This is a genomic window from Streptomyces sp. TLI_171 (assembly GCF_003610255.1).
GTDB lineage: Bacteria > Actinomycetota > Actinomycetes > Streptomycetales > Streptomycetaceae > Kitasatospora.
In genome coordinates this window covers 7040515-7065693 of the sequence record NZ_RAPS01000001.1, presented here as the reverse complement: position 1 = coordinate 7065693, position 25179 = coordinate 7040515, and the positions used below count along the sequence as shown (strand labels likewise).

Sequence of the window (25179 nt, the reverse complement as noted above, 5' to 3'; positions counted from 1 at the left end):
ACACCATTATGCACTAGTACATAGAGGTTGTCATGTCGGAGGCGTCGTCCACCCCGTCCTACACCCGCAACGATCGCACCACCCCGACCCGGAGCAAGGAACGGGCCGCCTGGGACAAGGCCGCGGTGCACGCGATCCTCGACGCCGGGTACCTGTGCCACCTGGGCTTCGTCCGGGACGGCGCGCCGGTGGTGCTGCCCACCCTGTACGCGCGGGTCGGCGACCGGCTGTACGTCCACGGCTCCACCGGCAGCCGCCCGCTGCGCGGCGCGCGGGACGAGCAGGGCCTGCCGGTGTGCGTGACGGTGACGCACCTGGACGGGCTGGTGCTGGCCAAGTCGGCGTTCCATCACTCCGTCAACTACCGCTCGGTGGTCGCGCACGGCACCGCGTACCAGGTCACCGACCCGGAGGAGCTGCGCAGCGCGCTGGACGCGATCGTCGAGCAGGTGGTGCCGGGCCGCTCGGCGGACTGCCGGCCGGGCAACGCCAAGGAGCTGGCGGCCACCGCGGTGATCCGGCTGGAGCTGGACCAGGTGTCGGCGAAGACCCGGACCGGCGGGGTCAACGACGAGGAGGAGGACCTCGACCTGCCCTACTGGGCGGGCGTGCTGCCGGTCGCCCCGGCCTACGGCAACCCGCTGCCCTCCCCGCACACCGCGGTCGAACTGCCGGGATACCTGAAGGAGTTGACGTGCTGATCCGCGGCTGGGACCGGGGCGCGGAGGACGAGTGGCGGCAGTGGCTGGCGGCCGGGCGCGACTTCGGCACGCTCGCCGCCAACGGGCCCGAGGGCCCGGTGCTGGTGCCCACGCACTTCCTGCTGGACGCCGGGGCGGGCGAGGTGCTGCTGCACCTGGCCGCGGCCAATCCGCTACTGGCCGCGGTGCGGGCCGACCCGCGGGTGACGCTGGCCGTCACCGACGACTACGCCTTCGCCCCGGGCCGCTGGCGCGGCGCCCCCTACGTGCCGACCAGCTACTACGCCTCGGTGCAGTTCTCCTGCACCGCCGAGCTGGTCGAGGACCCGGCCGGGAAGGCGGCGATCCTCAACCGGCAGCTGGCGCACTTCCAGCCCGAGTGGCCCGAGGACCGGGTGACGGCCGGCGCCGAGCCGTACGGGCCGATGCTGACGGGGCTCCGCGGGCTGCGGCTGACGGTGCGCCGGGTGCGGGCGAAGTTCAAGTACGACGACAAGAAGCCGGTGGAGCTGCAGGGCGAGGTCGCCGAGCGGCTGGCCGAGCGCGCGGCCGCCACCGGGAACCCGCAGGACGCGGGGGCGCGGGCGCAGCTGCTACGGCGGATGGCGCTGCGGACGGCGGGCGCCGAGCAGGCGTGCGGGCCGGCGCGAGTGGGGCCGCAGCGGGGCGCTGACAGTTCATCGGACTGACGGCTGATCGGTTACGGGCGTGTCGACTGCGCGCGGCGGGGTAACCGCTGGTCGAATTACCTCCGGATATTTCCGTCCCAACCCGGACGGATCGTCACGTAGGGAGAGACCACTGGGTACCCACTCCGCCGTCCGGGACGAGCACCTCGGCCATGTGGTGTTCATCTCCGCCGCCGCCGCGATGGGCGGGTTCCTGTTCGGCTACGACAGTGCAGTGATCAACGGCGCGGTCACCGGCATCCAGAAGCACTTCGGCGTCGGCAACGGCGAGACCGCGTTCGTGGTGGCCATCGCGCTGCTCGGCTCGGCCGGCGGCGCGGTGGTGGCCGGCTGGCTGGCCGACCACTTCGGCCGGGTGCGGACCATGCTGCTGGCCGCGGCACTGTTCGCGATCAGCGGCGTCGGCTCGATGTTCCCGCCCAGCATCCAGGTGCTCGGGGTGTGGCGCGTGCTGGGCGGCATCGCCATCGGCATCGCCTCGGTGATCGCGCCGACCTACATCGCCGAGGTCGCCCCGACCGCGTACCGCGGCCGGCTGGCCTCCTTCCAGCAGATGGCGATCGTGCTCGGCATCACCGTCTCGCAGCTCGCCAACTGGGCGCTCAACCAGGCCGCGGGCGGCGAGTCCACCAATCACCTGGGCGGCGTCCAGGCCTGGCAGTGGATGCTCGGCGTGGAGGCCGTGCCCGCGGTGATCTACGGGCTGATGGCGCTGTCCATCCCCGAGTCGCCGCGCTACCTGATCTCCGACGGGCGGGAGGCGCAGGCCCGCAAGGTGCTCGCCGAGGTGGAGGGGGCCGACGTCGACCTGGACGCCCGGATCGCCGAGATCCGCGGCGTCCTCAACACCGCGCACAAACCTCGCCTGAAGGACCTGCTGGGCGGCCGGTTCGGGCTGCTGCCGATCGTCTGGGTCGGCATCGGCGCCTCGGTGTTCCAGCAGTTCGTCGGCATCAACGTGATCTTCTACTACTCCTCCTTCCTGTGGCAGTCGGTCGGCATCGACGAGTCCAACTCGCTGCTGATCTCGCTCTCCACCTCGATCGTCAACGTCATCGGCACCGTCGTCGCGATGCTGCTGGTCGACCGGATCGGCCGCAAGCCGCTGGCGCTGGCCGGCTCCGCGGGCATGGCCGCCGCGCTCGGGGTCGCGGCCTGGGCGTTCTCCTTCCGGGAGGGCACCGGTGACACCGCGACCCTCGCCGACAGCTACGCCACCACGGCGCTGGTCGCCGCCCACGTCTTCGTGTTCTGCTTCGCCTTCTCCTGGGGCGTGGTGGTCTGGGTGCTGCTCGGCGAGATGTTCCCCAACCGGATCCGCGCCCTCGCCCTGTCGGTGGCCGCCTCCGCGCAGTGGATCGCCAACTGGGCGATCACCGTCAGCTTCCCCAACCTCTCCGACTGGAACCTGTCGGCGACGTACGTCATCTACGCCTGCTTCGCGCTGCTGTCCATCCCGTTCGTGGCCTTCTGCATCAAGGAGACCAAGGGCAAGGCGCTGGAGGAGATGGGCTGAACCCGCCCCGAGAGGCTGTTGACTGTTGACCGACTGCTGACACCGAGTCAGGAAAGCGGGCGGCGGACGTGGATGCCGCCGCCCGCCGCGCCTGGAGTGCCGGCCGAACCACGCTGCCCCAGCGAGCCGCCGCCGCGCGGCCGTCCCGACGGAGAGGTCATGGGCGCTCCCCGCCAGAACATCGCCTTCCCCGGCCCCGGCCGGACCCTGCACGGCTACCTGGTCCTGCCGCCCGCCGGGATCGGCCCGGGCGTCCTGCTGATCCAGGAGTGGTGGGGCCTCACCCGGCACATCGCCGACCTCACCGACCGGTTCGCCGCGGAGGGCTTCGTCGCCCTCGCGCCCGACCTGTACGGCGGCGTCGTCACCCACGACCGGGAGCAGGCCGCCCGGATGAAACGCGAGCTCCCCGCCGACCGGGCCGCGGCCGAGCTCTCCGCCGCCGTCGGCCACCTGCTCGACCACCCGGCGACCGTCGGCGACACGATCGGCGTCGCCGGGTTCTGCATGGGCGGCGGCCTGGCGCTGCGCCTCGCCGCGCAGGAGGGCGACCGGGTCGCCGCGGTCGTCCCCTTCTACGGGCTGCCCGGCGAGGAGGACTACGACTACCGGGGCCTGACCGCGCACGTCCTCGGCCACTTCGGCGAACAGGACGCCTCGCTGCCCGTCGACGCGGTCGACGAGGCCGCCGTCCGCATCGGCGAGGCGACCGGGCGGCGACCGGAGATCCACTTCTACCCGGCGGGGCACGCGTTCATGAACGACGAGAAGACCCCGAGCAGCTACGACCCGCTGCAGGCCGAGATCGCCTGGCGGCGCACCGTCAGCTTCCTGTGGGGGCACCTCGGCTGACGGGGCGCCGCCTCCGGCCGGAGCGGCGCCGGGGCGTTATTCGGTGGTTCGGGCGCGGAGGGGGTGCTAAGCAGGGGGCATGTTGATCGGGGAGAAGGTCGCGCTGCGGGCGCGGGCCGAGAGTGACGTGGCCGTCCTGCACGAGGAGCTGTACGAGGACGTGGTGATGCGGTCGCGGGCCGATTCGCGGCCGTGGCAGCCCGTCTCGGTGGAGTCGGGGCAGTCGCCGTTCCGGGTGCGGGAGCCGATGGCCGATGCGGCGGTGTTCTCGGTGGTGGAGCGGGCCGGCGGCGAGCTGGCCGGCGAGGCGCTGCTGTGGGGGATCCAGACGCACAGCCGGGCGGCGCACATCGGGATCTCGCTGCGCCCGTCGTTCCGCGGGCGCGGACTGGGGGCGGACGTGGTGCGGTTGCTGTGCCGGTACGCGTTCGAGGTGCGCGGGCTGAACCGGGTGCAGGTGGAGACGCTGTCCGACAACGCGGCGATGATCGCGACGGCCCGCCGGGCGGGCTTCACGGTCGAGGGCACGATCCGCGAGGCCGGGTGGGTGCTGGGCCGGTTCGCCGACGAGGTGGTGCTGGGGCTGCTCGCCCGCGAGTGGAAGGGCTAGGCGGCGCGAAAAACCCGTGGACAGCGGCGCCCTGGCAGGTACATCGTCGGGCGGTGCAGATCTTCGATCCGGCCTGGGCCGGCCGCAACTACCGCATCCAGACCGCCGCGACGGTGGTGAGCGGCTTCGGCAACGCCGCGGCCCCGATCGCCACCGCGTTCGCCGTGCTGAACGCCGGCCAGGGCTGGCACGAGACCGAGGTCGGGTACGTGACGGCCGCGCGCACCGTGCCGCTGGTGGTGCTGCTGCTGGTCGGCGGCGCGGTCGCGGACCGGCTGCCGCGGCACCTGGTGATGGTCGGCGCGAACGTGTTCAACGCCGGGTCGCAGGCGGTGCTGGCGGCGCTGGTGCTGATCGGGCATCCGAGCCTGTGGGCGCTGCTGCTGCTGTCGGCGGCGGGCGGCGCGGGCCAGGCGTTCTACGCACCCGCCGCGGAGGGCGTGATCCTGGGGACGGTGCCGGCGGAGCACGCCGCGAAGGCGTTCTCGGTGTTCAAGATGGCGATGAACGGCTCGCAGATCGCGGGCGCGGCGCTCGGCGGCGTGCTGGTCGCGGCGGTCGGGCCGGGCTGGGTGCTGGTGGTCGACGCCGGGTGCTTCGCGGCCGCCGCGGCGCTCCGGGTGGGCCTGGACGACGTGTCCGCCGACCGGGGGCCGGCGAGGCCCGGGCTGGTGCACGAACTGCGGGTCGGGTGGCAGGAGTTCCGCTCGCGGCAGTGGCTGTGGTCGATCGTGGTGCAGTTCTCGCTGATCAACGCGTGCGTGCTGGCCGTGGAGGCGGTGTACGGGCCGACCATCGCCAAGGAGCGGATGGGCGGCGCCGGGTCCTGGGGCGTGGCGATGGCGGCGATGAGCGCGGGCATGGTGCTGAGCGGGTTCCTGATGGCGCGCTGGCAGCCGCGGCGGATGCTGCTGGTGGGCAACGGCGGGGTGTTCCTGTTCGGGATGCCCGCGCTGGCCCTGGCGCTGGGCCTGCCGCTGGTGCCGGTGGTGGCCGCGATGTTCCTCTCCGGCGTGGGCATCACGGTGTTCGTGGTGGGCTGGATGGTGACGCTGCAGCAGGAGATCCCGGAGGAGCTGCTGTCGCGGGTGTCGGCCTACGACTCGTTCGGTTCGTTCGCGCTGATGCCCGCGGGGACGGCGCTGGCCGGTCCGGTGGCGAAGGCGCTGGGGATCACGGGCGCGCTGTGGGCGTGCTCGGCGGTGTGCCTGGCGCTGGCCGCGGCGGTGCTGCTGGTGCCGGAGGTCCGGCGGTTGGAGCGCGCGCTCCCGCAGGCGCCGGCCGCGACGCGCGAACCGGAACCGGCCACTTCCGGGTGACAGTCGCTGACAGCTTGCAACCTCCCGCGCCCGCGGCTCGTCCGACCAGATGACAGGTCGCGACCCGGGGGAGGAAGCCGAATGGGCAAACCACTGCTGTACCTTGACGTCGACGGGGTGCTGAACCCGGTGTTCCCGCACCCCGACGACGGCTTCGACCCGCACACCCTGCTGGGCTACTCGGTGCTGCTGTCGCCGCGCCACGGGGAGTGGCTGCGCGAACTCGCCGCCCACTACGAGCTGGTGTGGGCGACCACCTGGGAGGAGCAGGCGAACGCGCACATCGCGCCGCTGCTCGGCCTGCCGGAACTGCCGGTGGTGGTGTTCAGCGGCTACGTGCCGCAGCCGGGCGATCCGCGGGTCCCGCTGATGGAGCTGTTCTCCGCGCACAAGTGGGCGCCGATCCTGCGGCACGCGCAGGGCCGCCCGTTCGCCTGGGTCGACGACTGCATCCCGCCGAGGCTGGTGCGGCGCAGCGTGCTGCGGGCGGACCGGGTGCTGCTGCGGATCGATCCGGCGCACGGTCTGCGGCGCGAGCACGTGGACCGGCTGCTGCGGCATCCGCCGTCGCGGGCCTGGCCGAACCCGTGGGCCTGCTGACCCGCCGTCAGCGGCGGGGCGGCGGGGCGGCGATCTCCACCCAGAGGCGCTCCCAGCGGGCGGTGTCGCTGTGACCGAAGCGGTCGCCGAGGCCGAGGACCCGGAGCAGGGCGAGCGCCTGCGCGTCGTCGGGCTGTTCGGTGACCCGGACGAACAGCCGGGTGGCGCCCGTGCGGGTGCGGTGGGCCACCGGGGGGCGGCCGGTCAGCCGGTGCAGCGCGTCCGCGATCCGGCGGGCCCGGTCCCGGTCGCCGTGCCAGCCCGTCCGCCCGTCCATGTGCCGCTCCCGTTCCGCCCGGTGCTCCCGGGTCGGCCGTCACCCTACTGAGGGCGACTGACAGTCCGTCAGCCCGGCGGCGGGGCCGGGGTCAGGGCAGCCAGCTGACGTGGCCGGCGAGCAGCGCGTAGCCGACGAAGGCGACGGTGTCGATCAGGCCGTGCGCGGCGACCAGCGGGCCGACCCGCTTCCAGCGGCGGTAGAGCAGGCAGAACACCACGCCCATCACCATGTTGCCGACCAGGCCGCCGACGCCCTGGTACAGGTGGTAGGAGCCGCGCAGCACGGAGCTGGCGATCACCATCGCGGGCCAGGACCAGCCGAGTTGGGTCAGCCGGCGCAGCAGGTAGCCGACCACGATGACCTCCTCCAGAATGGCGTTCTGCCAGGCGGAGGCGATCAGGACGGGGATCCGCCACCACACGTCGGGCAGGCCGGAGGGGGCGACGGTGAGGTTGAAGCCGGCGGCCTGCGCGCCGAGGTACAGGGCGAGGCCGGAGCCGCCGATGCAGGCGGCGACCAGGGCGCCGCGGCCGAGGTCGGAGAGTTTGCGGCGCAGGTCGAAGCCGAGGGCGCGCAGCGAGGAGCCCTCGCGGACCAGCAGGTAGCCGACCAGGACGACGGGCATCAGGCCGCGGGCGACGTAGTACAGCTGCCAGGCGAGGTCGAGCCAGGGGCGGCCCGGGGCGCGGGAGGCGTTGAGGGTGGCGACCTGCTTGCCGAGCGCGACGGGTTCGGTGAGCGAGCCGACGAAGCTGATCAACGCGGTGACGCCGCTGGCGCCGAGCGAGAGCCCGAGGACGATCAGCAGTTCGGCGGCCAGCAGCCGGCGCGAGAGGGGCTTGGTGTCGGTGGGCTCGGCCGAGGCGGTGGTCACTGGTCTCCCCGAGGGCGGTGGATCGGCCCGGAGCTCGCTGCTGTCCCCGGGCCGATCATCCTTTCACAGGAAGATGAGCCGTTCCTGAAACGCCGGCGCGCGTGTGTCCGCCCGCGGGGCGGGGCTCAGTCGACCGGCCAGGTGTGCACGGGCTCGCCGGTGCGCATGCACTCGATGTAGCGGCGGGTCATGGCGGCTATCGCGGCGTTCGGGTCGAGGTTGTGGTGCTCGCGCAGCCGGTGCACGGTGGCGGCCTGCCAGGCGGCGCCGTTGGTGCGGCGCAGGCAGCGCTGCTCGATGATGCCCAGGTAGCGGTCCCGGTCGCGGGCCTCGATGCCCCACTCGTCCAGACCCTGGTGGGCCAGCGGCAGCAGTTCGTTCAGCACCAGGTCGGTGGCGGGCAGTTCGGCCAGGCCGCGGGCGCCGCGGCCGGAGCGCGGCCACCACTGGACGGCGTCGATGCCGTGGCGGGCGCCCTGCTGGAAGTTCTGGTCGGCCCGGTCGAACGGCAGCCTGCTCCAGATCGGGCGGGACTGCTCGGCGAGCACCCGGACCAGGCCGTAGTAGAAGGCGGCGTTGGCGAGGGTGTCGGCGACGGTCGGGCCGGCCGGCAGGCAGCGGTTCTCCACCCGCAGGTGGGCGATGCCGTCGGCGACGTCGTACACGGGCCGGTTCCAGCGGTAGATGGTGCCGTTGTGCAGGCGCATCTCGCCGAGCCGGGGGACGCCGCCGGAGGACAGCACCTTGACCGGGTCCTCGTCGTCGCAGATCGGCAGCAGCGCCGGGAAGTACCGCAGGTTCTCGGCGAACAGGTCCAGCGCGGAGTCCACCCAGCGCTCCCCGAACCAGGTGATGGGGCGCACGCCCTGGGCCTTGAGCTCGGCCGAGCGGGTGTCGCAGGCCTGCTGGAACAGCACCGGGCGGGTCTCCCGCCACAGCTCCCGGCCGAACAGGAACGGCGAGTTCGCGCCGAGCGCGAGCTGGACGCCGCAGATCGCCTGGGCGGCGTTCCACACCGAGGCGAACCGGGCCGGGGTGACCTGCAGGTGCAGTTGCAGCGAGGTGGCGGCGGCCTCCGCGACCATCGACACCGAGTCCACCGCGAGGCGCTCCACGCCGTCGATGTCCAGCGCGATGTCCTCGCCGCGGGCGGCCAGGATCTGCTCGCTGAGCAGGCTGTACCGGTCGTTGTGGCTCATCGCGTCCAGCCCGGCGTGCTCCAGGTCGAGGGTCGGCAGGATGCCGACCATCACGATCCGGGCACCCGCGTCGGCGGCCCGCCGGTCCGCGTAGCGCAGGCCGGTGTCCAGTTCCTCGCGCAGGTCCTCGAACACGTGCCCGCTCAGCCGGCGCGGGGCGACGTTCACCTCGATGTTGAACCGGCCGAGCTCGGTCTGGAAGTCCGCGGAGGCGATCGCGTCCAGCACCCGTTCGTTGGCGAGCATCGGCCGGCCCTGCTCGTCGGCCAGGTTCAGCTCGATCTCCAGGCCCATCATGGCCTTCGGGCGGTCGAACCGCTCCTCCCTGAGCATCCGCTCCAGCACGTCCAGACAGGACTGCAGCTTGCGGCGGTACAGCTGCCGGTCGGCCAGCTCCGCCCGGGTCGCCACGACCTTCTCGCCCACGGGTGCCTTCCCTCCCCTCGGTCGACAGTGCCTGAGCATCATGCCCAGCCGGAAGATCGATAGCCCACGATGCGAACACCCGGACGAGACAGGCTTTCTGACGCCCATTCAGCTGGACCCCGACTTGTGCGGCACCACGGAACGTGATATGAAGGTCACCCTGCGCACCTGTTCGAGTAGAATTCGCACGCCGCTCAGGCCCGGACAAGGCCGTCCGAGACACCCCTTCCTTTTCCCCGGGTGGGCTCGTCGACGACCCGCCCACCCACTCGGCGCTCATGCTCAACCGGACACGGCCAGGCCCTCATCTCGACGCCACGCCGGTATGCCGCATCAGCACGCCGATCTCGCACGGAGAGGCGACTCAGCCATGACCTTGCACCTGCCCCAGCCCCCGGCCGGCGCACAGCGCGCCGTGCTCGCCGCCCTGGTCCACGAGGGCGGGCTGCCGCCGTCCGCGGCGGCCGTCCTGCGCCATGCCGCCGGCCGCCCGCAGCCGCTGCTCGCGCTCCCCGTCCACGTGCTGCGCGGGCCCGCGCCCCGGCTCGCCGGCGCCGAAGGCACCGGGTGGCGGTTCCTGCTGCGCCGCGACGAGCCGGACGGCGCCCCCTCCCCCGCCGAGGCGCCGAACTCGCCGGCCCCCTCCCGCGCCGGCGAGTTCAGCGAGGAGGGGCTGGACGCGGTGGTGGCCGCCGCCGAGGTGAACATCGGCCCCGCCGGCCCGGTCTTCTCGCACGTCACCGCCGGGCCGTACCTGGACTCCACGGTCCGGGCGCTGCGCCAGGCCTGGCAGCTCACCCAGGGCTCGCCGAGCCGGTTCGAGCCCCGGCTGCTCTCGCTGCCCGAGCACTACGCGTCGGCCCTCTGGCTGCACAGCGCGTTGCCCGGGGAGGACCTGATGATCCCGCTGGCGCCCGCGCCGCTCGGGGTGGCGGGGCATCAGGTGCTGCCCGCCGCCGAACTGCTGGCCCGGCTGGAGCGCTCCCCCGCGGCGCGCCCCACCGCACTGATCGGCTGACCGCCCGCGAACCTGCGGCACCGACTCCGAGCCCCGTACTGATCCGGTACTACCCGGCACTACCCGGTACCACCCGGACGGGCCATGGCGAACTGATCCGATCGGATCGGTCCGACATGGCCCGTCTGTGCGCGGATCGGACCGACGGCCGCCCGGTCGGGTGATCTCGGCCGTTCTTCTGTGGCGCATGTCACCAAATGCCTGCGCGAACGCCCGCGGAGTCGGACACTGGTGTCGGTCGGGAGGAGGACCAATCGTCCTACCCGGCTGACGCCGTTTCACACCCGATTCGGTGCACAATCTCTGCCCGCCGGCGGAGCGGCACCCGAGGGGGCGGCCGGGCGGCGGCGAGAATCCGAGCGAAGCGAGGTACAAGGATGTGCCAGCACCGAACCGACTGTCCGACCGCGGACTCGGCGGACCGCGAGGCCGCCGTGCCGGTGGCCCGCCACCCCGAGCAGGGCTGGAGCCTGCTGTGCAACGGGGTGCTGCTGTTCGACGACACCGGTGAGCTGCTGCCGGACGGCCGGGTGATCGCCCCGCGCCGGACCTTGCTGATCGCGGCCTGAGCGCTTCGCTCCCTCCTCGACTCCCCCGCTGCCCGCCCGGGGTGTGCCCTCCGGGCGGGCAGCGGCGTGTTCGCGGACAGCTGCCGCTGCCGGACCCCACGACACCCGTCGGCGGGTCAGGAGCCGCGGCTCGGGCGGCCGGTGGGCCTCCGGGCGGGGGTCAGGAGCCGCCGTGCGGGCGGCCGGTGGGCGTCGACGGGTCGTACCAGAGGCTGGCCATCGGGGAACGCAGGGTCCAGCCGAGGCTGCTGTAGAGGGCGCGGCCCTCGGTGGTGCCGACCAGCAGGGCGGTGCGCGCGCCGGCCGCGTGCGCCTCGTTCTGCAGGGTGCGCATCAGCACCGAGCCGAGGCCGCGGCGGCGGTGCGCGGGGGCGGTCTCGATCTGGTCGGCGACGGCGAGCAGCGGGACGTCCACCCGGCCGGCCAGCGGGGTGGCGGGGCCGAGACCGATCTGGCCGCGGGCGGCGAACTCCCCGTCGGTGGTGCGGATCATGGCGCGGACCACGCCGCCGCGGCTCCAGGTGGTGACCCGGTAACCGGCCGGGACGGCGGTCTGCTCGGGGCGCAGCGGACGGGTCATCAGGTGGCCGGGGCCGTCCTGGTGCCAGCCCGGGCCGATCCACGGCATGACCTGCTCGTCCTCGGCGAACAGCTTGAGCCACGTCCAGGGAACGGTGGTGCCGTCGGTGAGCTTGCGGACGTCCGCCTCCACGGGGGCGGGGAGCACGTGCCGCCACACGTGGCGGGCCTGGCCGACGTCGATGCTCCAGCCCCAGGGCTCCGGGTGCGGGTCGGCGGCGCCGCGGGAGACCGTCCAGCCGCTAATCCAGGCCCGGACGAGTTCGGGGACGGTGGCGTCGTCGAGCATGGGCACTCTCCAGATCTGTAATGGTCTCTCTTCAGTTTTGAATATTACACAGGGCGGGCGAGGGCCGTCATGCGGGTTTTCCGGCGGCGGAGGCGGTGAGCGCGGCAGCCAGCGCGCGGACGTCCACCGGGCCCGCGGTGTCGACCCGGTGGACGGGCCCGAGGGCCAGCGGGTGGGCGTCGCGGGCCCAGGCAGCCCAGCGGCCGTCGAACGTGCCGGGCGGTTCGGCGTGCACGGGGTGGCGGGCGGCGGTGCGGGCTTCGTAGCGACGGCGGGCCAGCGCGACCGGGACCTCGCACCAGACCTCCTGCGGCTCGCCGACCCCCGCCCCGGTCAGGCCGGCCCGGACCACCGGGCGCAGCTCGGCGCCGAGCCACGGCGACTCCAGGACGGCGGCACCGCGAGCGTCACGCAGCAGCGTCCAGAGCGTCTCGGCGGCGGCGACCCCCAGCAGGCGGCTCCACTCGCGGTCGCCGGTACCGGGTGCGCGGGCCTCGGCGAGGCGGTCGGCCAGGGTCTCCTTCACCGCGTCCCTGCTGAACAGCGGGAGGCCGAGCTCCGCCGCGAGGGCCCGGGCCAGCGTGCTCTTGCCCGCCCCCGGCAGGCCGTTCACCAGCACAGTCATCACCCGGCCACGGTAGCGGCGCTGACGGTGCGTCGGGGGCGCTTCGTCTCCGGTGCCGCACCGGAGACGGCGACGGCGACGGCGACGGCGACGGCGGCTCGGACGGGCGCTCGGACCGGGGCTGAGACGGCGACTGAGACGGAGTCGAGATCGGCGGCGGCGCTGACCCGGCCCCCGGTGCGCACACGACAGGGGAGGGCGCGCACTCCGGAGGCCGGGCGTCGGCCGGCCGCTGCTCCGCCGGCCGCCGCACCGTCCCTGCGCGTGTGGGTCGCCCCGGGACGGGCTCGGGCGGCAGCCCCGCGGATTCGGGCGCTCCGCTGCGGGCTGTGTGCAGACCGTAGACGCCGAGCCCGGCGCTGTCATCCCTTTTGACCGGAAATGGCATGTACCGCACCGGTGTTGAGGAGTGGTCCGCTACCGAGGTGCGGTGGGGCCATGGTCGGGCGGGCGGAGCGAGGGCATGCCGAGGTCGGCCTTCGCCGGGGCCGTCGAGCACGCCGCCCTCCGGCGGCGACGGCGGACGACCACCAGGCCGATGGCGGCGGCCGCGGCGGTGATGGCGAGGGCCGGCATCCACAGGGCGCCGATCGCGGAGAGCGCGCCGACGCCACCCAGCACCGCCAGCAGCGGGCCCGCGCACGCGGCCGGCGCGGCCGTGCCGGCGCCGAGGAGGGCCCAAGGGCGGGCCGGGCGGGCGGGGGTGGAGGTCATGAGGTCACTCCGAACAGGTCGGCCAGCAGCTCGGCGCCCTCCTCGGGGGCGCGCACGGACAGGTGCACGGTGGAGGGGGTGAGCCGGAGGGTGAAGTCGAAGAACGCGCAGCAGCCCTGTTCGGCTGTGGCGAGTTCGGCGAGCCGGCCCACCAGACCGGGGTGCGCGGGGAAGGTCAGCCGCAACCCGTCGGGGATCGTCTCGCGGCCCACGGCCTCGGCGATCAGCTCCTGCCACTGGGCGACACGCGCGCCGAGCCGTTCACCGCCGAGCGTGCACGCCACCGGGGCCTGCCGCCACGCCTCCGCCGGCTCCGCACCCTGATCGGGCCCGGAGTTGGAGCCGGCCCCGGCGTGGGGCCCGGAGTCGCGGGCGGGGTCGGATTCGGGGGCGACCTCGGGACGGTCGTGGCCGGTTCCGGGTTCGGGGTGGGCGAGGGTGCGAGTGGGCGAGAGGTGCAGGGTCGCTCCGGTGGCGGGGTTGCCGGTGCAGCCGCGCTGGGGGCCGCAGGCGCCGGCGGGGGCGGGGCCTTCGAGGGTGGCGTGGACGTCGGCCAGGCGGGCGGAGAAGGCGGTCAGTTCGGCGATGCGGGCGTCGGTGTCGGCGATCCGGTCCGCGACCAGTGCCCGCATCCGCGAGCGGACCGGTGCGCACGCGCCCTGCTCGCGGACGTCGAGCAGGCCCCGGATCTCCTCCAGCGGCAGGCCCAGCAGCTTCGCCGAGGAGATGAACTCCAGCCGCTCCACCGCCTGTTGCCCGTACACGCGGTACCCGGCCGGGGTCCGCTCGGCCGGTAGCAGGCCGGCGCTCTCGTAGAAGCGCAGCGTGGTCGCCGGAGCGCTCGGCGAGCTGCGATATGCGGTAGCTCGTCACAGCGCCGACGCTAAACCTTCCACCCGAGTCGAAGGTCAAGCCCGGACGATCCCTCCGCTCGCCTCCCCCGGCCGGGATCCGTCAGGGAGGCAGCACCGACCGACGGACGGACGGGCCGTTCCATGCTGACCGAGCTCAGAGGCCGCCCGGCAGATCTGACGTGGAGCGCCACCTCAGGCCGATCAGACCTGCGGTCGACGGAGTCGCTCACGGTCGGCAGTTCCGACCTGTAAGGCCAGGTCAGGGACGGAGGTAGAACGGCTGTTGGTCGAGCTGCTCGGCGAGGAAGGCCAGTTGGAGGCCCTGGTCGAGGCGGAGGCGGAGGGTGGGGTCGGCGGCGAGGGCGGGGCCGAGGTGGGTGGCGAGCGGGCGGGGGTCGGCGCCGGGGTCGGTGAGGACCAGGGCGAGGGTGGCGTCCGCGTCGGTGGCCGGGGCCAGGTGGGCGGCGGCGATCTCCGGTACGGCGGCGAGGAGTTGACGCAGGGCGCGGTGGACCTCGGGGTCGAGGTGCGGCGGCAGGTAGGGCCGGTTCTCGGCGACGGCGCGCAGGCGGGCGCCGCTCAGCCGGTAACTGACCGGGCCGGCCGGGTCGATCAGCAAGGTGTCGGCACGCTCCGAGTAGGCGACCATCGCGGCCTGCGGAGCGACCACGGGAGCGGGGCGGGCGTCCGCGCGCCAGCGGGTCATGGTCGCGAGGGAGGTGAAGGCGGGGAGAGCGCGGCGGCCGTCGGCGGCCTCCAGGACCGGCACCGCCATGTCGCTGGTCTTCTCGTGCTGGTGGCCGTGCTCGTCGACCTCCACCTCGCCGAGCAGCGCCACGATCGGCACCATCAGGCGGCTGGGCGTCAGCGCGGCCAGCAGGTCCGGCTCGGCGGACGGGTCCTGCTGCCAGGCGACGAGGGCGGCGGCGAGGGCGGGGTCGGCCGTGCCGTCGTCCTCGGCGAACCCGGGGTTGGGGATGTTCTTGCGGTCCACCCTGCGAGCCTATGCCACGTTGATGCCGATCCCGACGAGGGTGTGGGGGCGGGCCGGAGGCGGTGGGCCGGGCGAGGCGGAGGAGGAGCGGTGGGGAGGGTCGCGGTGGCCGCGGTGGTGGCGGGGACGGGGGTGGCGGTGGCGCGTGGGGCGGGGGTGTTCGTGACGGCGAGCGTGGTGAAGGTGGACCTGGTGGCCGCGCTGTTGCTGCACCGCGGCGGCCTCGGCGGGCTGACCGAGCATCAGCGGGCCGCGGCGGAGCTGGCGGTGGTGCGCAGTGACAATGCGGCGGCGAGCGAGCTGTACCGGGAGGTGGGCGGCGCGGCCGGTCTGGACGCGGCGTACCGGGCCCTCGGGCTGGTGGAGACCGTGGCCGGGCGGGACGGGTACTGGGGGCTGACCGGTACGACCGCCGCGGACCGGGTGCGGTTGTTGCGGCAGGTGTTCGTGGGCGGCGGGTCGCTGGAGCCGGGCGGGCGGCGCTGGTTGGCGGGGCTGCTGGGGCGGGTGGTACCGGAGCAGGCGTGGGGGGTGTCGGCGGCCGGCGGGGGCCGGGCCCGTCTGAAGAACGGCTGGCTGCCGCGGACCGCGACGGGCCTGTGGGTGGTCAACAGCACCGGCGCGGTGGCCGCGGACGGGGGGCGGTCGGTGCTGGTCGCGGTGCTCTCCGACGGCTGGCCGTCGCTGGCGGAGGGCGTCGCCGCGGTGGAGTCGGCGGCATGCGGGGCGGTCCGGGCGTGCGGGGCGGCCCGGGCGTGCCGCGGGACGGGCGCGTAGCCGGTGTCCCGTTGCAGGTGCGGGTGAGCGGAACGGGGAGCCGGCGCCGCGCGTTGGCCGCCTGGCGGGTCGCGGGGCGGGTGCACAGCGGGTGGCCCGGCCGGGCGCGGGTGGGTGGAAGGGGAGAGCAGCGGTGCGGGGTGACGGGGTGTCGGTGCGGGTCGGGGCGTTGGTTCCGTTGAGTCGGCCGGGGTGGGTCGGGGCGGGGCGTCAGCTGTTGGCGGGGTTGGAGCTGGGTGTTCGGGAGGTCAACGAGGGCGGGGGGATCGGCGGGCGGCCGCTGCAGCTGGTGGTGCGGGACACCGCGGCGGATCCGGAGCGGGCCGTGGCGGCGGTGGCGGAGCTGGCGGAGCTCGGGGTGGTGGCGCTGGCCGGGGAGTACCACAGCGTGGTGGCGCGGGCGCTGGCCGGACGGGCGGAGGCGCTCGGGGTGCCGTACCTGTGTTCCTCGGCGGTGCTGGACGCGCTGACGGACGGCCCGTCGCGGTGGGTGGCGCGGGTCGCGCCGACCCAGTCGCACGGCTGGCGGACGTACGCGGACTTCCTGCTCGACGGGGGGCACCGCCGGATCGCGGTGGTCGCCGACCCCGGCGTCTACTGGGCGGCGGGGACGGGGATCCTGCGCGAGCGGCTGGCCGGCCGCGGCGGCAGCCTGCTCGCGCTCGATGCGCGCGAGCTCGGCCCGGACGGGGTCTGCGAGGCGCTGGCGGCCGACGGGGCGACGGCGCTCCTGCTGCTGGTCGGCCACCCGGAGCCGGCGGTGTCGCTGGTGCGGGCGGTGCGCCGCGACCCCCGGTCGGCGGGCGTGCTGCTCGGCGCCCCGGCCGGGCAGCCGGAGTTGGCGGACTGGGCGGAGCTGCTGGGCGAGGACGGCGCGGGTGTCCCGTTCCTGCGCTACCTGCCCGAGCGGTTCGACGGGCGGGGCCGCCGGGTGGCGCGCGCACTGCGTGAACTCCTGGGCGGTGAACCGTCGTTCGTCGCGTTCGAGGGTCACGACACGGTGACCGTGCTGGCCGAGCTGCTGCGGGTGCACGGCCCGGACCGGGCGGCGATCGCCGACGGCTGGGCGGAGGTGGCGGTGGAGGGCACCCGGGGGACGATCCGGTTCTCCCGCACGCCGGGGACCGGGGTGTGGCAGTGGGCGTGGCCGCCGGTCCAGGTGGTGGACCGGGACCCGGCCGACCCGGTCCGGTTCCGGGTCCGGCACACGGCCCGGCCGTAGGGCCGATCACCTCTCGCAGGTCTCGCAGCGGTGGCCGTCGGTCTCCGCGAGCAGTTCGTGCGCGGCGGCGACCGCCGGGTCGGCGTCCCGGGTCAGGCGGTCCGCGGTGGCGCGGCCCTGCCGGACGGCGAGGTGTGCGGCCCGCTGGACCTCGGCGCGGGGCGGGCCGCCGTGGGCCGGCACCGAGTTCAGCAGGGCGAGCACGCCGGGGCGGGCGCGGACCGTCCGCGTCGCGGCGAGGTCCCACAGGTGCGGGACGGCGGCGACCGTCGCGTCTAACACCGCGAGGTGGGCGAGCCGGAGGCCGAGGTCGTCGAGTGCGGCTTCGGCAGTCGTCCCGTCACCCCGGGCGAGTCGCCCCAGCAGGCCGGGCACGGCCTCGGCGGGGCGGTTCGCGTGTTGTAGTTCGTGCCGGCGGACGCGGTGCAGGCCTTTCAGGATCGTCCCCACCCGCCACCTCGCCGCTGCGCCGCCGGAAGGGTACCGGCCGGGGCCGTGCGGCACGGTGGATTCGGGGACCTCGGGATCTACCGCCCAGTAGGGGGATGTGGCAGTCTGCGCCCATGGCACTCGCTGAAACCACCGCGACCAGCGGCACTGTCACCGACCGGGCCCGGTACGACCGGGCGACGGCGCACCTCGACGCGCCGCTGGCGATCGTCGACCTGGCGGCGTTCGACGCCAACGCGGCGGATCTGGTGCGGCGCGCGGCGGGCAAGCCGGTGCGGGTGGCGTCCAAGTCGGTGCGCTGCCGGGCGCTGCTGGAGCGGGTGCTGGCGATGGACGGCTTCGCGGGCGTCATGAGCTTCACGATGGCGGAGACGCTGTGGCTGGTGCGGTCCGGGTTCACGGACGTGCTGCTGGCGTACCCGTCGGCGGACCGGGCCGCGTTCGGGCAGTTGACGGCCGATCCGGAACTGGCGCGCCAGGTCAGCGTGGTGGTCGACGACGTGGCGCAGCTGGACCTGATCGACGCGGCCCGCGAGGGTTCCGCGACGGTCCGGGTCTGCCTGGAGCTGGACACCTCGCTGCAGTTGCTCGGTGGGCGGATCCGGGTCGGGGCGCGGCGCTCGCCGCTGCGCACGCCCGAGCAGCTCGGCCGGTTCGCCGAACTGGTCACCGCCCGCCGGGGGTTCGAGGTGGTCGGCCTGATGGCGTACGAGGGCCACGTCGCCGGGGTCGGGGACGCGGTGCCGGGGCGTCCGCTGCGCTCGGCGGCGGTGCGGCTGATGCAGGCGAAGGCTCGGGCGGAGCTGGCGCAGCGGCGCGCCGAGGTGGTCCGACGGGTGCGTCAGGTCGCCGAGTTGGAGTACGTCAACGGTGGCGGCACGGGCAGCGTGGAGTCCACCGTGGCGGAGCCCGCGGTGACCGAGGTGGCGGCCGGTTCGGGTCTGTTCGTCCCCCGGCTGTTCGACAACTACCGGGCGTTCCAGGGCCGTCCGGCCGCGCTGTTCGCCCAGCCCGTGGTCCGCCGGCCCGGGGTCGGCGTGGTGACGGTGCTCGGCGGCGGCTACCCGGCCTCCGGCCCGGCCGGCGCGGACCGCTCCCCCGTCCCCTACCTGCCGGCCGGCCTGCGCTACGACCCGCAGGAGGGCGCGGGCGAGGTGCAGACCCCGCTGCTGGGTTCGCCGGCGGACGACCTGCTGATCGGCGACCGGGTCTGGTTCCGGCACGCCAAGGCCGGCGAACTGTGCGAGCGCTTCCCGGAGTTGCACCTGATCGAGGGCGACGCGATCACCGCCACCGTCCCCACCTACCGCGGCGAGGGGCACACCTTCCTCTGACGCCCGGCGGCCCGGCGGTAGCGTGAGGGCCTGCGGACGGCGACGGGGGTGGGCGGTGGAGAGCGGGTTCGGCCCGGTGCGGCGGCTGCGGGTGCTGGCGGAGGCCGGGGGGTACCCGATGGTCGCGGAGCGGGTGCTGGCCGCGCCGTTCGACCGGGTCTGGCCCGTGGCGGCCGATCTGGAGGGTGAACTCCCGCTCCTGATCGGCGGGTTGCGCTCCTTCAGGATGGAGGCGGGGCCGGGCGGGGGCGACCGGTCCGGTGCGGTGGCGGTGAGCGCGCTCGGGTATCGGGAGCGCTTCGAGGTGGTGCTCCGTCCCGGCTGGTGCCTGATGCAGTCGCGGGCGGTGGTCGGCGGGATGGCGGCCGAGGCGCTGGCGGACGGGCGGGTCCGGTTCGCCCTGTTCGGTGGGGTGCGGCTACCCGTCGTGGGCCCGATCACCCGCCGGCTGCCGGGCCGGGCCCGCCGGCGCGCCGAGCTGCTGATGGACCGGCTGGAGCGGCGGGTGTGCGGCCCGGCGGGCGCCTCACCCCTCGGGTGAGGACCAGGCCCGGCGGAGCAGCGCCCGGGCACGGTGCAGGCGGGAGCGCACGGTGCCGACCGGGAGGTCGAGCAGCGCGGCGACGGTGCGTTCGTCGAGGTCTTCGAGGTGACGGAGCGTCAGTACGGCCCGGTGTGCGGGCGGAAGCCGGGCCACGACGTCGCGGAGGTCGGCGGCGAGCTGGGGGTCGGACGGCCCGGATGCGCCGTCGGCGGTGGCCGGGTCGACCGGTGGAGTGCGCCCGGCCCGGGCGGCGACCCGCACCGACTCGCGGACGGCGATCGCCTTCACCCAGCCGAACAGGGCCTCAGGGGCGCGGAGTTGGCGCAGGTTGCGGAGGACGGCGAGCAGCGTCTCCTGGGTGGCGTCGGCGGCGTCCTGGCGGGCGATCGGGGCGCAGATCCGGGCGACGTGCGGGGTGAGCAGGGTGAGCAGTTCGTCCCTCGCCAGCAGGTCGCCGCGCTGCGCCCGGCGCACCAGCCCGGCAGCCGTCCCGTCCTCCATCGGCACCGCTCCCCCGTCACCGCCGTGCGCCCGCCACCTGCCGGGCGGGCATCCCGCGCACCGGCCGCCTTCACGCCCGTCCGCCGCGCACGCCGCCCGGTCGCCGACGATACGCGGCCGGTCACGGCGCCGCCGTCCCGGGGCAGCCGCTCGACATCCCCCGGAACCTTTGTGCCCCGCGCCTCCTCCTGACGGGACGGCAGCTCGCCGCACCGACCGGAAGGACCCCGTGAACATCACCGTCGACCCCCAACAGCCGGACCTCCGTCGCCCGTTCCCGCCGCTGTCGGGTACCCGGCACCGGCACCTGGACCTGCCGGGGGTGCGGCTGCACGTGGCGGAGGCGGGCCGCTCCGACGGTGAGCCGGTGGTGCTGCTGCACGGGTTCCCGCAGCACTGGTACGCGTGGCGGCGGGTGGTGCCGCTGCTCGCGGACCGCTACCGGCTGATCTGCCCGGACCTGCGCGGGTTCGGCTGGTCGCAGGCCCCGGCGCGGGGCTACGACACGGCGACCCGGGTGGCCGATGTGCTGGCGCTGCTGGACGAGTTGGGGCTGGCGCAGGTGCAGCTGATCGGACACGAGTGGGGGGCGTGGGCGGGGTTCCACGCGTGCCTGCGGGCACCGGAGCGGTTCGGGGCCTTCCTGGCGCTGAACATCGTGCACCCGTGGCCGCTGCACCGGCGGCTGGCGCCGCAGGCGTGGCGGTTCTGGTACACCACGCCGCTGGAGTTCCCGCTGCTGGGACGCCGACTGCTGCGCCGGCGACCGGAGTTCACCACCTATCTGCTGCGGCGCGGCACCGTCGCCCCGGCCGCCCGCTCGACCACCGAGACCGCTGAGACCGCCGGGGCCGCACAGACCGTTGAGAGCGTCGAAGCCGCTGACACCGCCGACGCGTTCGCCGAGTTCGCGGCGGCGAGCGCGCAGCCGGGGTCCGCCCGGGCGGGTGAGCTGCTGCACCGGGCCTTCGCGCTGCGGGACGTTCCGGCGCTGGCGGTCAACCGGTTCCACCGCCAGCGGCTCAGCACGCCCACCGAACTGCTCGGTGGGGAAAAGGACTTCATCCTTCCCCCGGAGGTGCTCGCGGGTGGCGAGCGGCACGCGGACGACTTGCGGACGGTGATCGTGGCAGGTGCCGGGCACTACCTGCACGAGGAGCGCCCGGAGCTGGTGGCCGCCGCCGCGCGCCGGCTGTTCGCCCGGGTTCAGCTCAACTCGTCCACGCCAGCCGGAAGTTGTGCTTGGCCCGGTGCAGCCGGGACTTGACCGTGCCGCGGCTGAGGCCGAGCAGTTCGGCGCAGGACCGCTCGTCCAGGCCCTCGAGTTCGCGGAGCACCAGTACGGCGCGGTGCTCGGGCGTCAGCCGGTGCAGGCAGTCGCGCAGCGCGGCGGACAGCGCGGGGTCGGCGCCGTCCGCACGGTCGACCGCGGCGTCCAGCGGGAGGTGCCGGCGGGTTCGGCGGGCAGTGCGGACGGCCTCGCGGACGGTGACGGTGCGCACCCAGCCGTACAGGGCTCGCGGGTCGGTCAGACCGGGCAGTCCGCGCAGCACGGCGATCAGCGCCTCCTGGGCGGCGTCCGGCGCATCGGCGAGCGCGATCGGCCGGCACAGCCGGGTCACGTACGGCAGCAGCAGTGTGATCAGCTCGTCCAGTGCGAGCGCGTCGCCGCCCCTGGCGGCCGTGACCAGCGGGGCGGCGCGCTCCCAGGGGGCGGGGATCGGTTCGGTCTCGCTCATGCCCGTCAGGAGGCGGCGGCCGACCGGAACAATCCCCCCGGGCGCCGAAGAACTTCCGGCAAAAAATCTTCGTCGGTCGTGTCGAGAACCCGTGAGCGGCTCCGTCCCAGGGTCGAAGGCGGCCACAATGGGTCGCATCAGCACCGAGGAGTGAGACCGATGGCGAAGTACCTGCTGCTGAAGCACTACCAGGGCGCCCCCGTTCCCCCGAACTGGATCCCGATGGACCAGTGGACGCCCGAGGAGGTCACCGCGCACATCCAGTACATGCGGGACTTCGCAGCGAAGCTCGAACAGTCCGGCGAGTTCGTGGACGCCCAGGCGCTCGCCCCGGAGGGCACCTGGGTGCGGTTCGACGGGGAGGGGCGTCCGCCGGTCACCGACGGGCCGTTCGCCGAGACCAAGGACCTGATCGCCGGCTGGATGGTGATCGACGTGGACAGCTACGACCGGGCGCTGGAGCTGGCGGCCGAGCTGTCGGCGGCGCCCGGCGCCGGCGGCAAGCCGATCCACGAGTGGCTGGAGCTGCGCCCGTTCATGTCCGAGCCGCCGACCGTCACGGAGTGACCGGGTGACCACCGCGATGGACGAGGCGCTGCTGCGCGCGCTCACCCCCGAGGTGCTGGCCGTCCTCGTCCGCCGCGGCGCCGACTTCTCGGCGGCCGAGGACGCCGTCCAGGAGGCGCTGGTGGAGGCGGTCCACCGCTGGCCGGAGGATCCCCCGCGGGACCCGAAGGGCTGGCTGATCACGGTCGCCTGGCGGCGGTTCCTGGACGCCGCCCGGGCGGACGCCTCGCGGCGCCGCCGCGAGGACCTGGTGGACGAGCAGCCCGGGCCCGGGCCGGTGTCCGACGTCGACGACTCGCTGCGGCTGTACTTCCTGTGCGCGCACCCGTCGTTGACGCCGGCCTCGGCGGTGGCACTGACCCTGCGCGCGGTCGGCGGGTTGACCACCCGGCAGATCGCCCAGGCGTACCTGGTGCCGGAGGCGACCATGGCGCAGCGGATCAGCCGCGCCAAGCGGACCGTCTCCGGCGTCCGGCTGGACCGGCCGGGCGACGTGGCGACGGTGCTGCGGGTGCTGTACCTGGTATTCAACGAGGGCTACTCGGGGGACGTCGACCTGGCGGCGGAGGCGATCCGGATGACCAGGCAGCTGGCCGCCCGCATCGAGCATCCGGAGGTGTCCGGCCTGCTGGCGCTGATGCTGCTGCACCACGCCCGCCGGGCCGGCCGACTGGCGCCGGACGGCAGCCTGGTGCCGCTCGCCGAGCAGGACCGCTCCCGCTGGGACACCACGGCCATCGCCGAGGGCGTGGTGGTCCTCCAGGCGGCGCTGGCCCGGGACCGGCTGGGCGAGTTCCAGGCGCAGGCGGCGATCGCCGCGCTGCACGCGGACGCGCCGACCGCCGCCGAGACCGACTGGGTGCAGATCGTGGAGTGGTACGACGAGCTGGCCGCGCTGACGGACAGTCCGGTGGTGCGGCTCAACCGCGCAGTCGCGGTCGGCGAGGCGGACGGCCCGCAGGCCGGGCTCGCGGCGCTGGCCGCCGTCGATGCGGCACTGCCCCGGCACACCGCCGCGTCGGCGTACCTGCACGAGCGGGCGGGCGAGCTGCCGACGGCCGCCCGGCTGTACGCCGAGGCCGCCCGGAAGGCGGGCGCGGCGGCCGAGCGCGATCATCTGGTCCGGCAAGCAGCTCGGCTCAACACCCTTCTGCGCGAAGGGCGTTGAGCCGGGAGCGAGGCTGCTGTCGGCAGCTGACTGGGCGTCAGGTGGTGGTGGTTCCGCGACCGCCCGAGCCGCCGGAGAAGGTGGCGATGCCCTTCACGATGGCGTCCATCTGGTCGGCGCTCGGCGCCTTGTCGGCGATGTCGAAGCCCATGTGCACGGCGATCAGCGCCTTGTTGTCCGCGGTCGGGAACACCACCGTCTCGACGTAGCCGGCGTTGCCCTTGGACACGTCGACCTGCCAGCGCACCAGGTACCCGGAGCGGCCGGCCACCGTGACCGCCTCGCTCTTGATCTCCTTGTGGCCGGTCATGTCGACGTAGGCCTCCTTGGCTGCGGCCTCGATGTCGCTCTGCGCGGCCTGCTTGGCGTCGGTGCCGCTGATCCGGCTGGTGTTCGCGCCGGCCAGGGTGCACTGCTCCGAGCCGTCCGGGCAGGTGTACTTGCCGATGGACGCGGCGGCGTAGCCGTCCTGGGTGGTACCGCCCTCCCAGCCGCTCAGGATCGGCAGCGAGACGCCGTTGACCATGTCGACGGCCAGGTTGGCGCTGCTGCCCTTCCCGTTGCCGTTGCCGCCGCTGCCACCGCTGCCGCCGCCCTGGCCGTTGCCGCCGCCGAAGCCGGGAAGGCCGTCGCCGGGGAGGCCGTTGCTCCCGTTGCTCCCGTTGCTCCCGCCGCCGTTGCTGCCGCCGCCTCCGCCGAAACGGCGCTCGTTGGAGCTCGGGGCGGCGCTCGACTTGCTGTCGTGGCCGTCCATCGCCAGGTAGGTGACGCCCGAGCCGATCGCCAGGCCGAGCACGGCGGCGACCGAGGCGGCGATCAGCACCGGCTTGGACGGGCGGGGGCGCGGCTTGGGGACCGCGAAGGGCTCGGTGTACGGGGGCAACGGCGGGTAGTGGACGGCCTGGCCCGACGCGTCCAGCACGGTGCCCTCGAGGACGGCCGTGTCCTCGGCGGGGCCGCCGGCGGGGGGCGCGTCCGAAGTCGGGGCCCCGGGAGCCGGGGCCGGGCGGGTGCTGGAGGTCCAGCCCTTGCCGTCCCACCAGCGCTCGGGACGGGGGTCACTGTGGGTGTCGACGGGGTCCGGGTACCACCCGGCCGGAATCTGCTGCTCGCTCACATCCCCGACCCTAGGGGGCTGCGGATAAGCGGGAAATCAGCGCGGGGCCGGAATCGGGGGTCGGGCGATGAGATTCCGGTGAGAATCGCGCATCGGCCCCTGGCGGGACCGTTCGGGGGTGCTCCCGGGAGCCACCGGGGCGCGCAATGTGCTCCACGCGCCTGAGGGGGCGCACGAGGGGGGTGGGTCGCGCAGCCGGGGGTTCAGCGGCACGGCAGAATGCGCGCCATGACCTCTCGCCCCGTGATCGGCATCAGCACCTGTCTCACCGACGCCGCCTGGGGGAGGTGGGACAGCATGCGCTCGGTACTGCTGTCCGAGAGCTACCCGGCCCTGATCCAGGCCGCCGGCGCCATCGCGGTGATGCTCCCGCCGGACGCACCGCAGTACGCCGCGGCCGCCGTCGCCCGCCTCGACGGCCTGGTGATCGCGGGCGGCGAGGACGTCTCCCCCACCCTCTACGGCGAGCGCGCCCACCACCTGACCACGGCCAACGCCCCCGAGCGCGACCTGTGGGAGGCCGCGCTGATCCGCGCCGCGCTCGCCGCCGGCACCCCGCTGCTGGGCATCTGCCGCGGCATGCAACTGCTGAACGTGGTCTGCGGCGGCTCCCTGATCCAGCACCTGCCGGACGTGGTCGGCGACGAGCTCAGCCACATCGGCGAGCCCGGCGAGTACGGGCGGCACCCGATCCGTCCGGTGCCCGGCACCCTCCTCGCCGACCTGCTGCCGGAGGAGTCGGTGGTCGTCCCGACCTACCACCACCAGGCGGTGGCCCGGCTCGGCGAGGGCCTGGCCGTCTGCGCCCACGCGGCGGACGGCACCGTCGAGGCGGTCGAGGGCGCCGGCTTCACCCTCGGCGTCCAGTGGCACCCCGAGCAGGGCGAGGACCTCCGGATCGCCCGCGCCCTGGTCAACGCCACCCGGCTGGCCCCGCTCACCACCCCCGCCACCCCGGAATCCGCCGCCCTCCCGGTGGTCTGACAGACGCCGGGAGCAGCAGGCAAGCGTCGGCGGGCGGCCCGGGCGGGCTACGGCAGCAACTGGCCGGC

The 25179-nt window shown here is 74.7% G+C and carries 29 protein-coding genes; 17 read left to right on the top strand and 12 right to left on the bottom strand.

Annotated features, from left to right (window positions below):
* Positions 1–32: 32 nt before the first annotated feature.
* The 7 genes from BX266_RS31355 (at position 33) to BX266_RS31325 (ending at position 6287) form a co-directional block, all read left to right on the top strand.
* The gene (locus BX266_RS31355; RefSeq protein WP_099905371.1) at positions 33–701 is read left to right on the top strand and encodes a pyridoxamine 5'-phosphate oxidase family protein; all 669 of its coding nucleotides are present in this window, start codon (positions 33–35) and stop codon (positions 699–701) included.
* Positions 695–1390, top strand: a complete 696-nt coding sequence (locus tag BX266_RS31350; RefSeq protein ID WP_099905369.1) for an FMN-binding negative transcriptional regulator — start codon at positions 695–697, stop codon at positions 1388–1390. The genes BX266_RS31355 and BX266_RS31350 overlap by 7 nt, the downstream gene beginning before the upstream one ends.
* A 154-nt stretch (positions 1391–1544) precedes the next feature.
* Positions 1545–2906: a sugar porter family MFS transporter gene (locus tag BX266_RS31345; RefSeq protein ID WP_180290686.1), complete on the top strand. Its 1362-nt coding sequence runs from the start codon at positions 1545–1547 to the stop codon at positions 2904–2906.
* 159 nt (positions 2907–3065) lie between these two features.
* The gene (locus BX266_RS31340; RefSeq protein WP_099905367.1) at positions 3066–3758 is read left to right on the top strand and encodes a dienelactone hydrolase family protein; all 693 of its coding nucleotides are present in this window, start codon (positions 3066–3068) and stop codon (positions 3756–3758) included.
* 79 nt (positions 3759–3837) lie between these two features.
* Positions 3838–4368: a GNAT family N-acetyltransferase gene (locus BX266_RS31335; RefSeq protein ID WP_099905365.1), complete on the top strand. Its 531-nt coding sequence runs from the start codon at positions 3838–3840 to the stop codon at positions 4366–4368.
* A gap of 53 nt (positions 4369–4421) precedes the next feature.
* The gene (locus BX266_RS31330; protein WP_099905363.1) at positions 4422–5687 is read left to right on the top strand and encodes an MFS transporter; all 1266 of its coding nucleotides are present in this window, start codon (positions 4422–4424) and stop codon (positions 5685–5687) included.
* Positions 5688–5768: 81 nt separating this feature from the next.
* Positions 5769–6287 (top strand): HAD domain-containing protein, encoded by a 519-nt coding sequence (locus tag BX266_RS31325; protein ID WP_099905361.1) that lies wholly within the window; start codon positions 5769–5771, stop codon positions 6285–6287.
* A gap of 7 nt (positions 6288–6294) precedes the next feature.
* On the opposite strand, the gene BX266_RS31320 is transcribed toward BX266_RS31325, so the two are convergent.
* The 3 genes from BX266_RS31320 to BX266_RS31310 all read right to left on the bottom strand — a co-directional run bounded on the left by BX266_RS31320 (position 6295) and on the right by BX266_RS31310 (position 9066).
* Entirely contained in the window at positions 6295–6564 is a 270-nt protein-coding gene (locus BX266_RS31320) for a hypothetical protein (protein ID WP_099905359.1), read from the bottom strand.
* 91 nt (positions 6565–6655) lie between these two features.
* Complete coding sequence (locus BX266_RS31315; RefSeq protein ID WP_099905357.1) at positions 6656–7441, bottom strand: CPBP family intramembrane glutamic endopeptidase; 786 nt, start codon at positions 7439–7441, stop codon at positions 6656–6658.
* Between the two features lie 125 nt (positions 7442–7566).
* Complete coding sequence (locus tag BX266_RS31310; RefSeq protein ID WP_099905355.1) at positions 7567–9066, bottom strand: glutamate--cysteine ligase; 1500 nt, start codon at positions 9064–9066, stop codon at positions 7567–7569.
* A 370-nt stretch (positions 9067–9436) separates the two neighbouring features.
* Between BX266_RS31310 and BX266_RS31305 the strand changes: the two genes are divergently transcribed.
* Together BX266_RS31305 and BX266_RS31300 are read left to right on the top strand one after the other, a co-directional pair.
* Positions 9437–10084: a hypothetical protein gene (locus tag BX266_RS31305; RefSeq protein ID WP_099905353.1), complete on the top strand. Its 648-nt coding sequence runs from the start codon at positions 9437–9439 to the stop codon at positions 10082–10084.
* Positions 10085–10461: 377 nt separating this feature from the next.
* Positions 10462–10653, top strand: coding sequence for a DUF5999 family protein (locus tag BX266_RS31300; protein WP_099905351.1), 192 nt, complete (start codon positions 10462–10464; stop codon positions 10651–10653).
* Positions 10654–10813: 160 nt separating this feature from the next.
* Here the strand turns inward: BX266_RS31300 and BX266_RS31295 are convergent, their stop codons facing one another.
* From BX266_RS31295 to BX266_RS31270, 5 genes are all read right to left on the bottom strand, one after another.
* Positions 10814–11521 carry a GNAT family N-acetyltransferase gene (locus BX266_RS31295; protein WP_099905349.1) on the bottom strand — a complete coding sequence of 236 codons (708 nt, stop codon included), beginning with the start codon at positions 11519–11521 and terminating at the stop codon, positions 10814–10816.
* Between the two features lie 67 nt (positions 11522–11588).
* Positions 11589–12146: an AAA family ATPase gene (locus tag BX266_RS31290; protein WP_099905347.1), complete on the bottom strand. Its 558-nt coding sequence runs from the start codon at positions 12144–12146 to the stop codon at positions 11589–11591.
* 417 nt (positions 12147–12563) lie between these two features.
* Positions 12564–12860 (bottom strand): hypothetical protein, encoded by a 297-nt coding sequence (locus tag BX266_RS31280; protein ID WP_259464943.1) that lies wholly within the window; start codon positions 12858–12860, stop codon positions 12564–12566.
* Positions 12857–13660 carry a MerR family DNA-binding protein gene (locus BX266_RS31275; protein ID WP_310794843.1) on the bottom strand — a complete coding sequence of 268 codons (804 nt, stop codon included), beginning with the start codon at positions 13658–13660 and terminating at the stop codon, positions 12857–12859. The genes BX266_RS31280 and BX266_RS31275 overlap by 4 nt, the downstream gene beginning before the upstream one ends.
* A gap of 313 nt (positions 13661–13973) precedes the next feature.
* The gene (locus tag BX266_RS31270; protein WP_099905343.1) at positions 13974–14708 is read right to left on the bottom strand and encodes an SseB family protein; all 735 of its coding nucleotides are present in this window, start codon (positions 14706–14708) and stop codon (positions 13974–13976) included.
* Between the two features lie 90 nt (positions 14709–14798).
* On the opposite strand from BX266_RS31270, the gene BX266_RS31265 reads away from it, so the two are divergent.
* Together BX266_RS31265 and BX266_RS31260 are read left to right on the top strand one after the other, a co-directional pair.
* Positions 14799–15485, top strand: coding sequence for a serine hydrolase (locus BX266_RS31265; RefSeq protein WP_099905341.1), 687 nt, complete (start codon positions 14799–14801; stop codon positions 15483–15485).
* 133 nt (positions 15486–15618) lie between these two features.
* Positions 15619–16707 (top strand): ABC transporter substrate-binding protein, encoded by a 1089-nt coding sequence (locus tag BX266_RS31260; RefSeq protein WP_259464942.1) that lies wholly within the window; start codon positions 15619–15621, stop codon positions 16705–16707.
* A 6-nt stretch (positions 16708–16713) separates the two neighbouring features.
* On the opposite strand, the gene BX266_RS31255 is transcribed toward BX266_RS31260, so the two are convergent.
* On the bottom strand, positions 16714–17157 hold the full coding sequence (locus BX266_RS31255) for a hypothetical protein (protein WP_099905337.1): 444 nt from the start codon (positions 17155–17157) through the stop codon (positions 16714–16716).
* Between the two features lie 113 nt (positions 17158–17270).
* Here BX266_RS31255 and BX266_RS31250 point away from each other — a divergent pair, with 113 nt between their 5' ends.
* Both BX266_RS31250 and BX266_RS31245 read left to right on the top strand, forming a co-directional pair.
* Complete coding sequence (locus BX266_RS31250; RefSeq protein ID WP_099905335.1) at positions 17271–18491, top strand: alanine racemase; 1221 nt, start codon at positions 17271–17273, stop codon at positions 18489–18491.
* Between the two features lie 55 nt (positions 18492–18546).
* Entirely contained in the window at positions 18547–19032 is a 486-nt protein-coding gene (locus BX266_RS31245) for a hypothetical protein (protein ID WP_099905333.1), read from the top strand.
* Here BX266_RS31245 and BX266_RS31240 read toward each other — a convergent pair.
* On the bottom strand, positions 19018–19536 hold the full coding sequence (locus tag BX266_RS31240) for an RNA polymerase sigma factor (RefSeq protein WP_099905331.1): 519 nt from the start codon (positions 19534–19536) through the stop codon (positions 19018–19020). The two genes, BX266_RS31245 and BX266_RS31240, sit on opposite strands and share 15 nt — an antisense overlap.
* Before the next feature lie 229 nt (positions 19537–19765).
* Here BX266_RS31240 and BX266_RS31235 point away from each other — a divergent pair, with 229 nt between their 5' ends.
* Positions 19766–20803 (top strand): alpha/beta fold hydrolase, encoded by a 1038-nt coding sequence (locus tag BX266_RS31235; RefSeq protein WP_180290685.1) that lies wholly within the window; start codon positions 19766–19768, stop codon positions 20801–20803.
* On the opposite strand, the gene BX266_RS31230 is transcribed toward BX266_RS31235, so the two are convergent.
* Complete coding sequence (locus BX266_RS31230) at positions 20748–21275, bottom strand: RNA polymerase sigma factor (RefSeq protein ID WP_099905327.1); 528 nt, start codon at positions 21273–21275, stop codon at positions 20748–20750. The genes BX266_RS31235 and BX266_RS31230 overlap by 56 nt on opposite strands.
* Positions 21276–21434: 159 nt before the next feature.
* On the opposite strand from BX266_RS31230, the gene BX266_RS31225 reads away from it, so the two are divergent.
* Both BX266_RS31225 and BX266_RS31220 read left to right on the top strand, forming a co-directional pair.
* Entirely contained in the window at positions 21435–21842 is a 408-nt protein-coding gene (locus BX266_RS31225; protein WP_099905325.1) for a YciI family protein, read from the top strand.
* A 16-nt stretch (positions 21843–21858) separates the two neighbouring features.
* Positions 21859–23010: an RNA polymerase sigma factor gene (locus tag BX266_RS31220; protein WP_099908512.1), complete on the top strand. Its 1152-nt coding sequence runs from the start codon at positions 21859–21861 to the stop codon at positions 23008–23010.
* Positions 23011–23047: 37 nt separating this feature from the next.
* Here the strand turns inward: BX266_RS31220 and BX266_RS31215 are convergent, their stop codons facing one another.
* The gene (locus tag BX266_RS31215) at positions 23048–24127 is read right to left on the bottom strand and encodes a DUF2510 domain-containing protein (protein WP_099905323.1); all 1080 of its coding nucleotides are present in this window, start codon (positions 24125–24127) and stop codon (positions 23048–23050) included.
* Between the two features lie 228 nt (positions 24128–24355).
* Between BX266_RS31215 and BX266_RS31210 the strand changes: the two genes are divergently transcribed.
* On the top strand, positions 24356–25111 hold the full coding sequence (locus BX266_RS31210) for a gamma-glutamyl-gamma-aminobutyrate hydrolase family protein (protein WP_099905322.1): 756 nt from the start codon (positions 24356–24358) through the stop codon (positions 25109–25111).
* Positions 25112–25179: the final 68 nt, after the last annotated feature.

What these genes read in the sequence shown, in the direction of transcription:
- BX266_RS31355 (WP_099905371.1), top strand. Translation starts at nt 33, where the DNA reads ATGTCGGAGGCGTCGTCCACCCCGTCCTACACCCGCAACGATCGCACC.
- BX266_RS31340 (WP_099905367.1), top strand. Translation starts at nt 3,066, where the DNA reads ATGGGCGCTCCCCGCCAGAACATCGCCTTCCCCGGCCCCGGCCGGACC.
- BX266_RS31335 (WP_099905365.1), top strand. Translation starts at nt 3,838, where the DNA reads ATGTTGATCGGGGAGAAGGTCGCGCTGCGGGCGCGGGCCGAGAGTGAC.
- BX266_RS31325 (WP_099905361.1), top strand. Translation starts at nt 5,769, where the DNA reads ATGGGCAAACCACTGCTGTACCTTGACGTCGACGGGGTGCTGAACCCG.
- BX266_RS31320 (WP_099905359.1), bottom strand. Translation starts at nt 6,564, where the DNA reads ATGGACGGGCGGACGGGCTGGCACGGCGACCGGGACCGGGCCCGCCGG.
- BX266_RS31305 (WP_099905353.1), top strand. Translation starts at nt 9,437, where the DNA reads ATGACCTTGCACCTGCCCCAGCCCCCGGCCGGCGCACAGCGCGCCGTG.
- BX266_RS31300 (WP_099905351.1), top strand. Translation starts at nt 10,462, where the DNA reads ATGTGCCAGCACCGAACCGACTGTCCGACCGCGGACTCGGCGGACCGC.
- BX266_RS31295 (WP_099905349.1), bottom strand. Translation starts at nt 11,521, where the DNA reads ATGCTCGACGACGCCACCGTCCCCGAACTCGTCCGGGCCTGGATTAGC.
- BX266_RS31290 (WP_099905347.1), bottom strand. Translation starts at nt 12,146, where the DNA reads ATGACTGTGCTGGTGAACGGCCTGCCGGGGGCGGGCAAGAGCACGCTG.
- BX266_RS31280 (WP_259464943.1), bottom strand. Translation starts at nt 12,860, where the DNA reads ATGACCTCCACCCCCGCCCGCCCGGCCCGCCCTTGGGCCCTCCTCGGC.
- BX266_RS31250 (WP_099905335.1), top strand. Translation starts at nt 17,271, where the DNA reads ATGGCACTCGCTGAAACCACCGCGACCAGCGGCACTGTCACCGACCGG.
- BX266_RS31240 (WP_099905331.1), bottom strand. Translation starts at nt 19,536, where the DNA reads ATGGAGGACGGGACGGCTGCCGGGCTGGTGCGCCGGGCGCAGCGCGGC.
- BX266_RS31230 (WP_099905327.1), bottom strand. Translation starts at nt 21,275, where the DNA reads ATGAGCGAGACCGAACCGATCCCCGCCCCCTGGGAGCGCGCCGCCCCG.
- BX266_RS31225 (WP_099905325.1), top strand. Translation starts at nt 21,435, where the DNA reads ATGGCGAAGTACCTGCTGCTGAAGCACTACCAGGGCGCCCCCGTTCCC.
- BX266_RS31220 (WP_099908512.1), top strand. Translation starts at nt 21,859, where the DNA reads ATGGACGAGGCGCTGCTGCGCGCGCTCACCCCCGAGGTGCTGGCCGTC.
- BX266_RS31210 (WP_099905322.1), top strand. Translation starts at nt 24,356, where the DNA reads ATGACCTCTCGCCCCGTGATCGGCATCAGCACCTGTCTCACCGACGCC.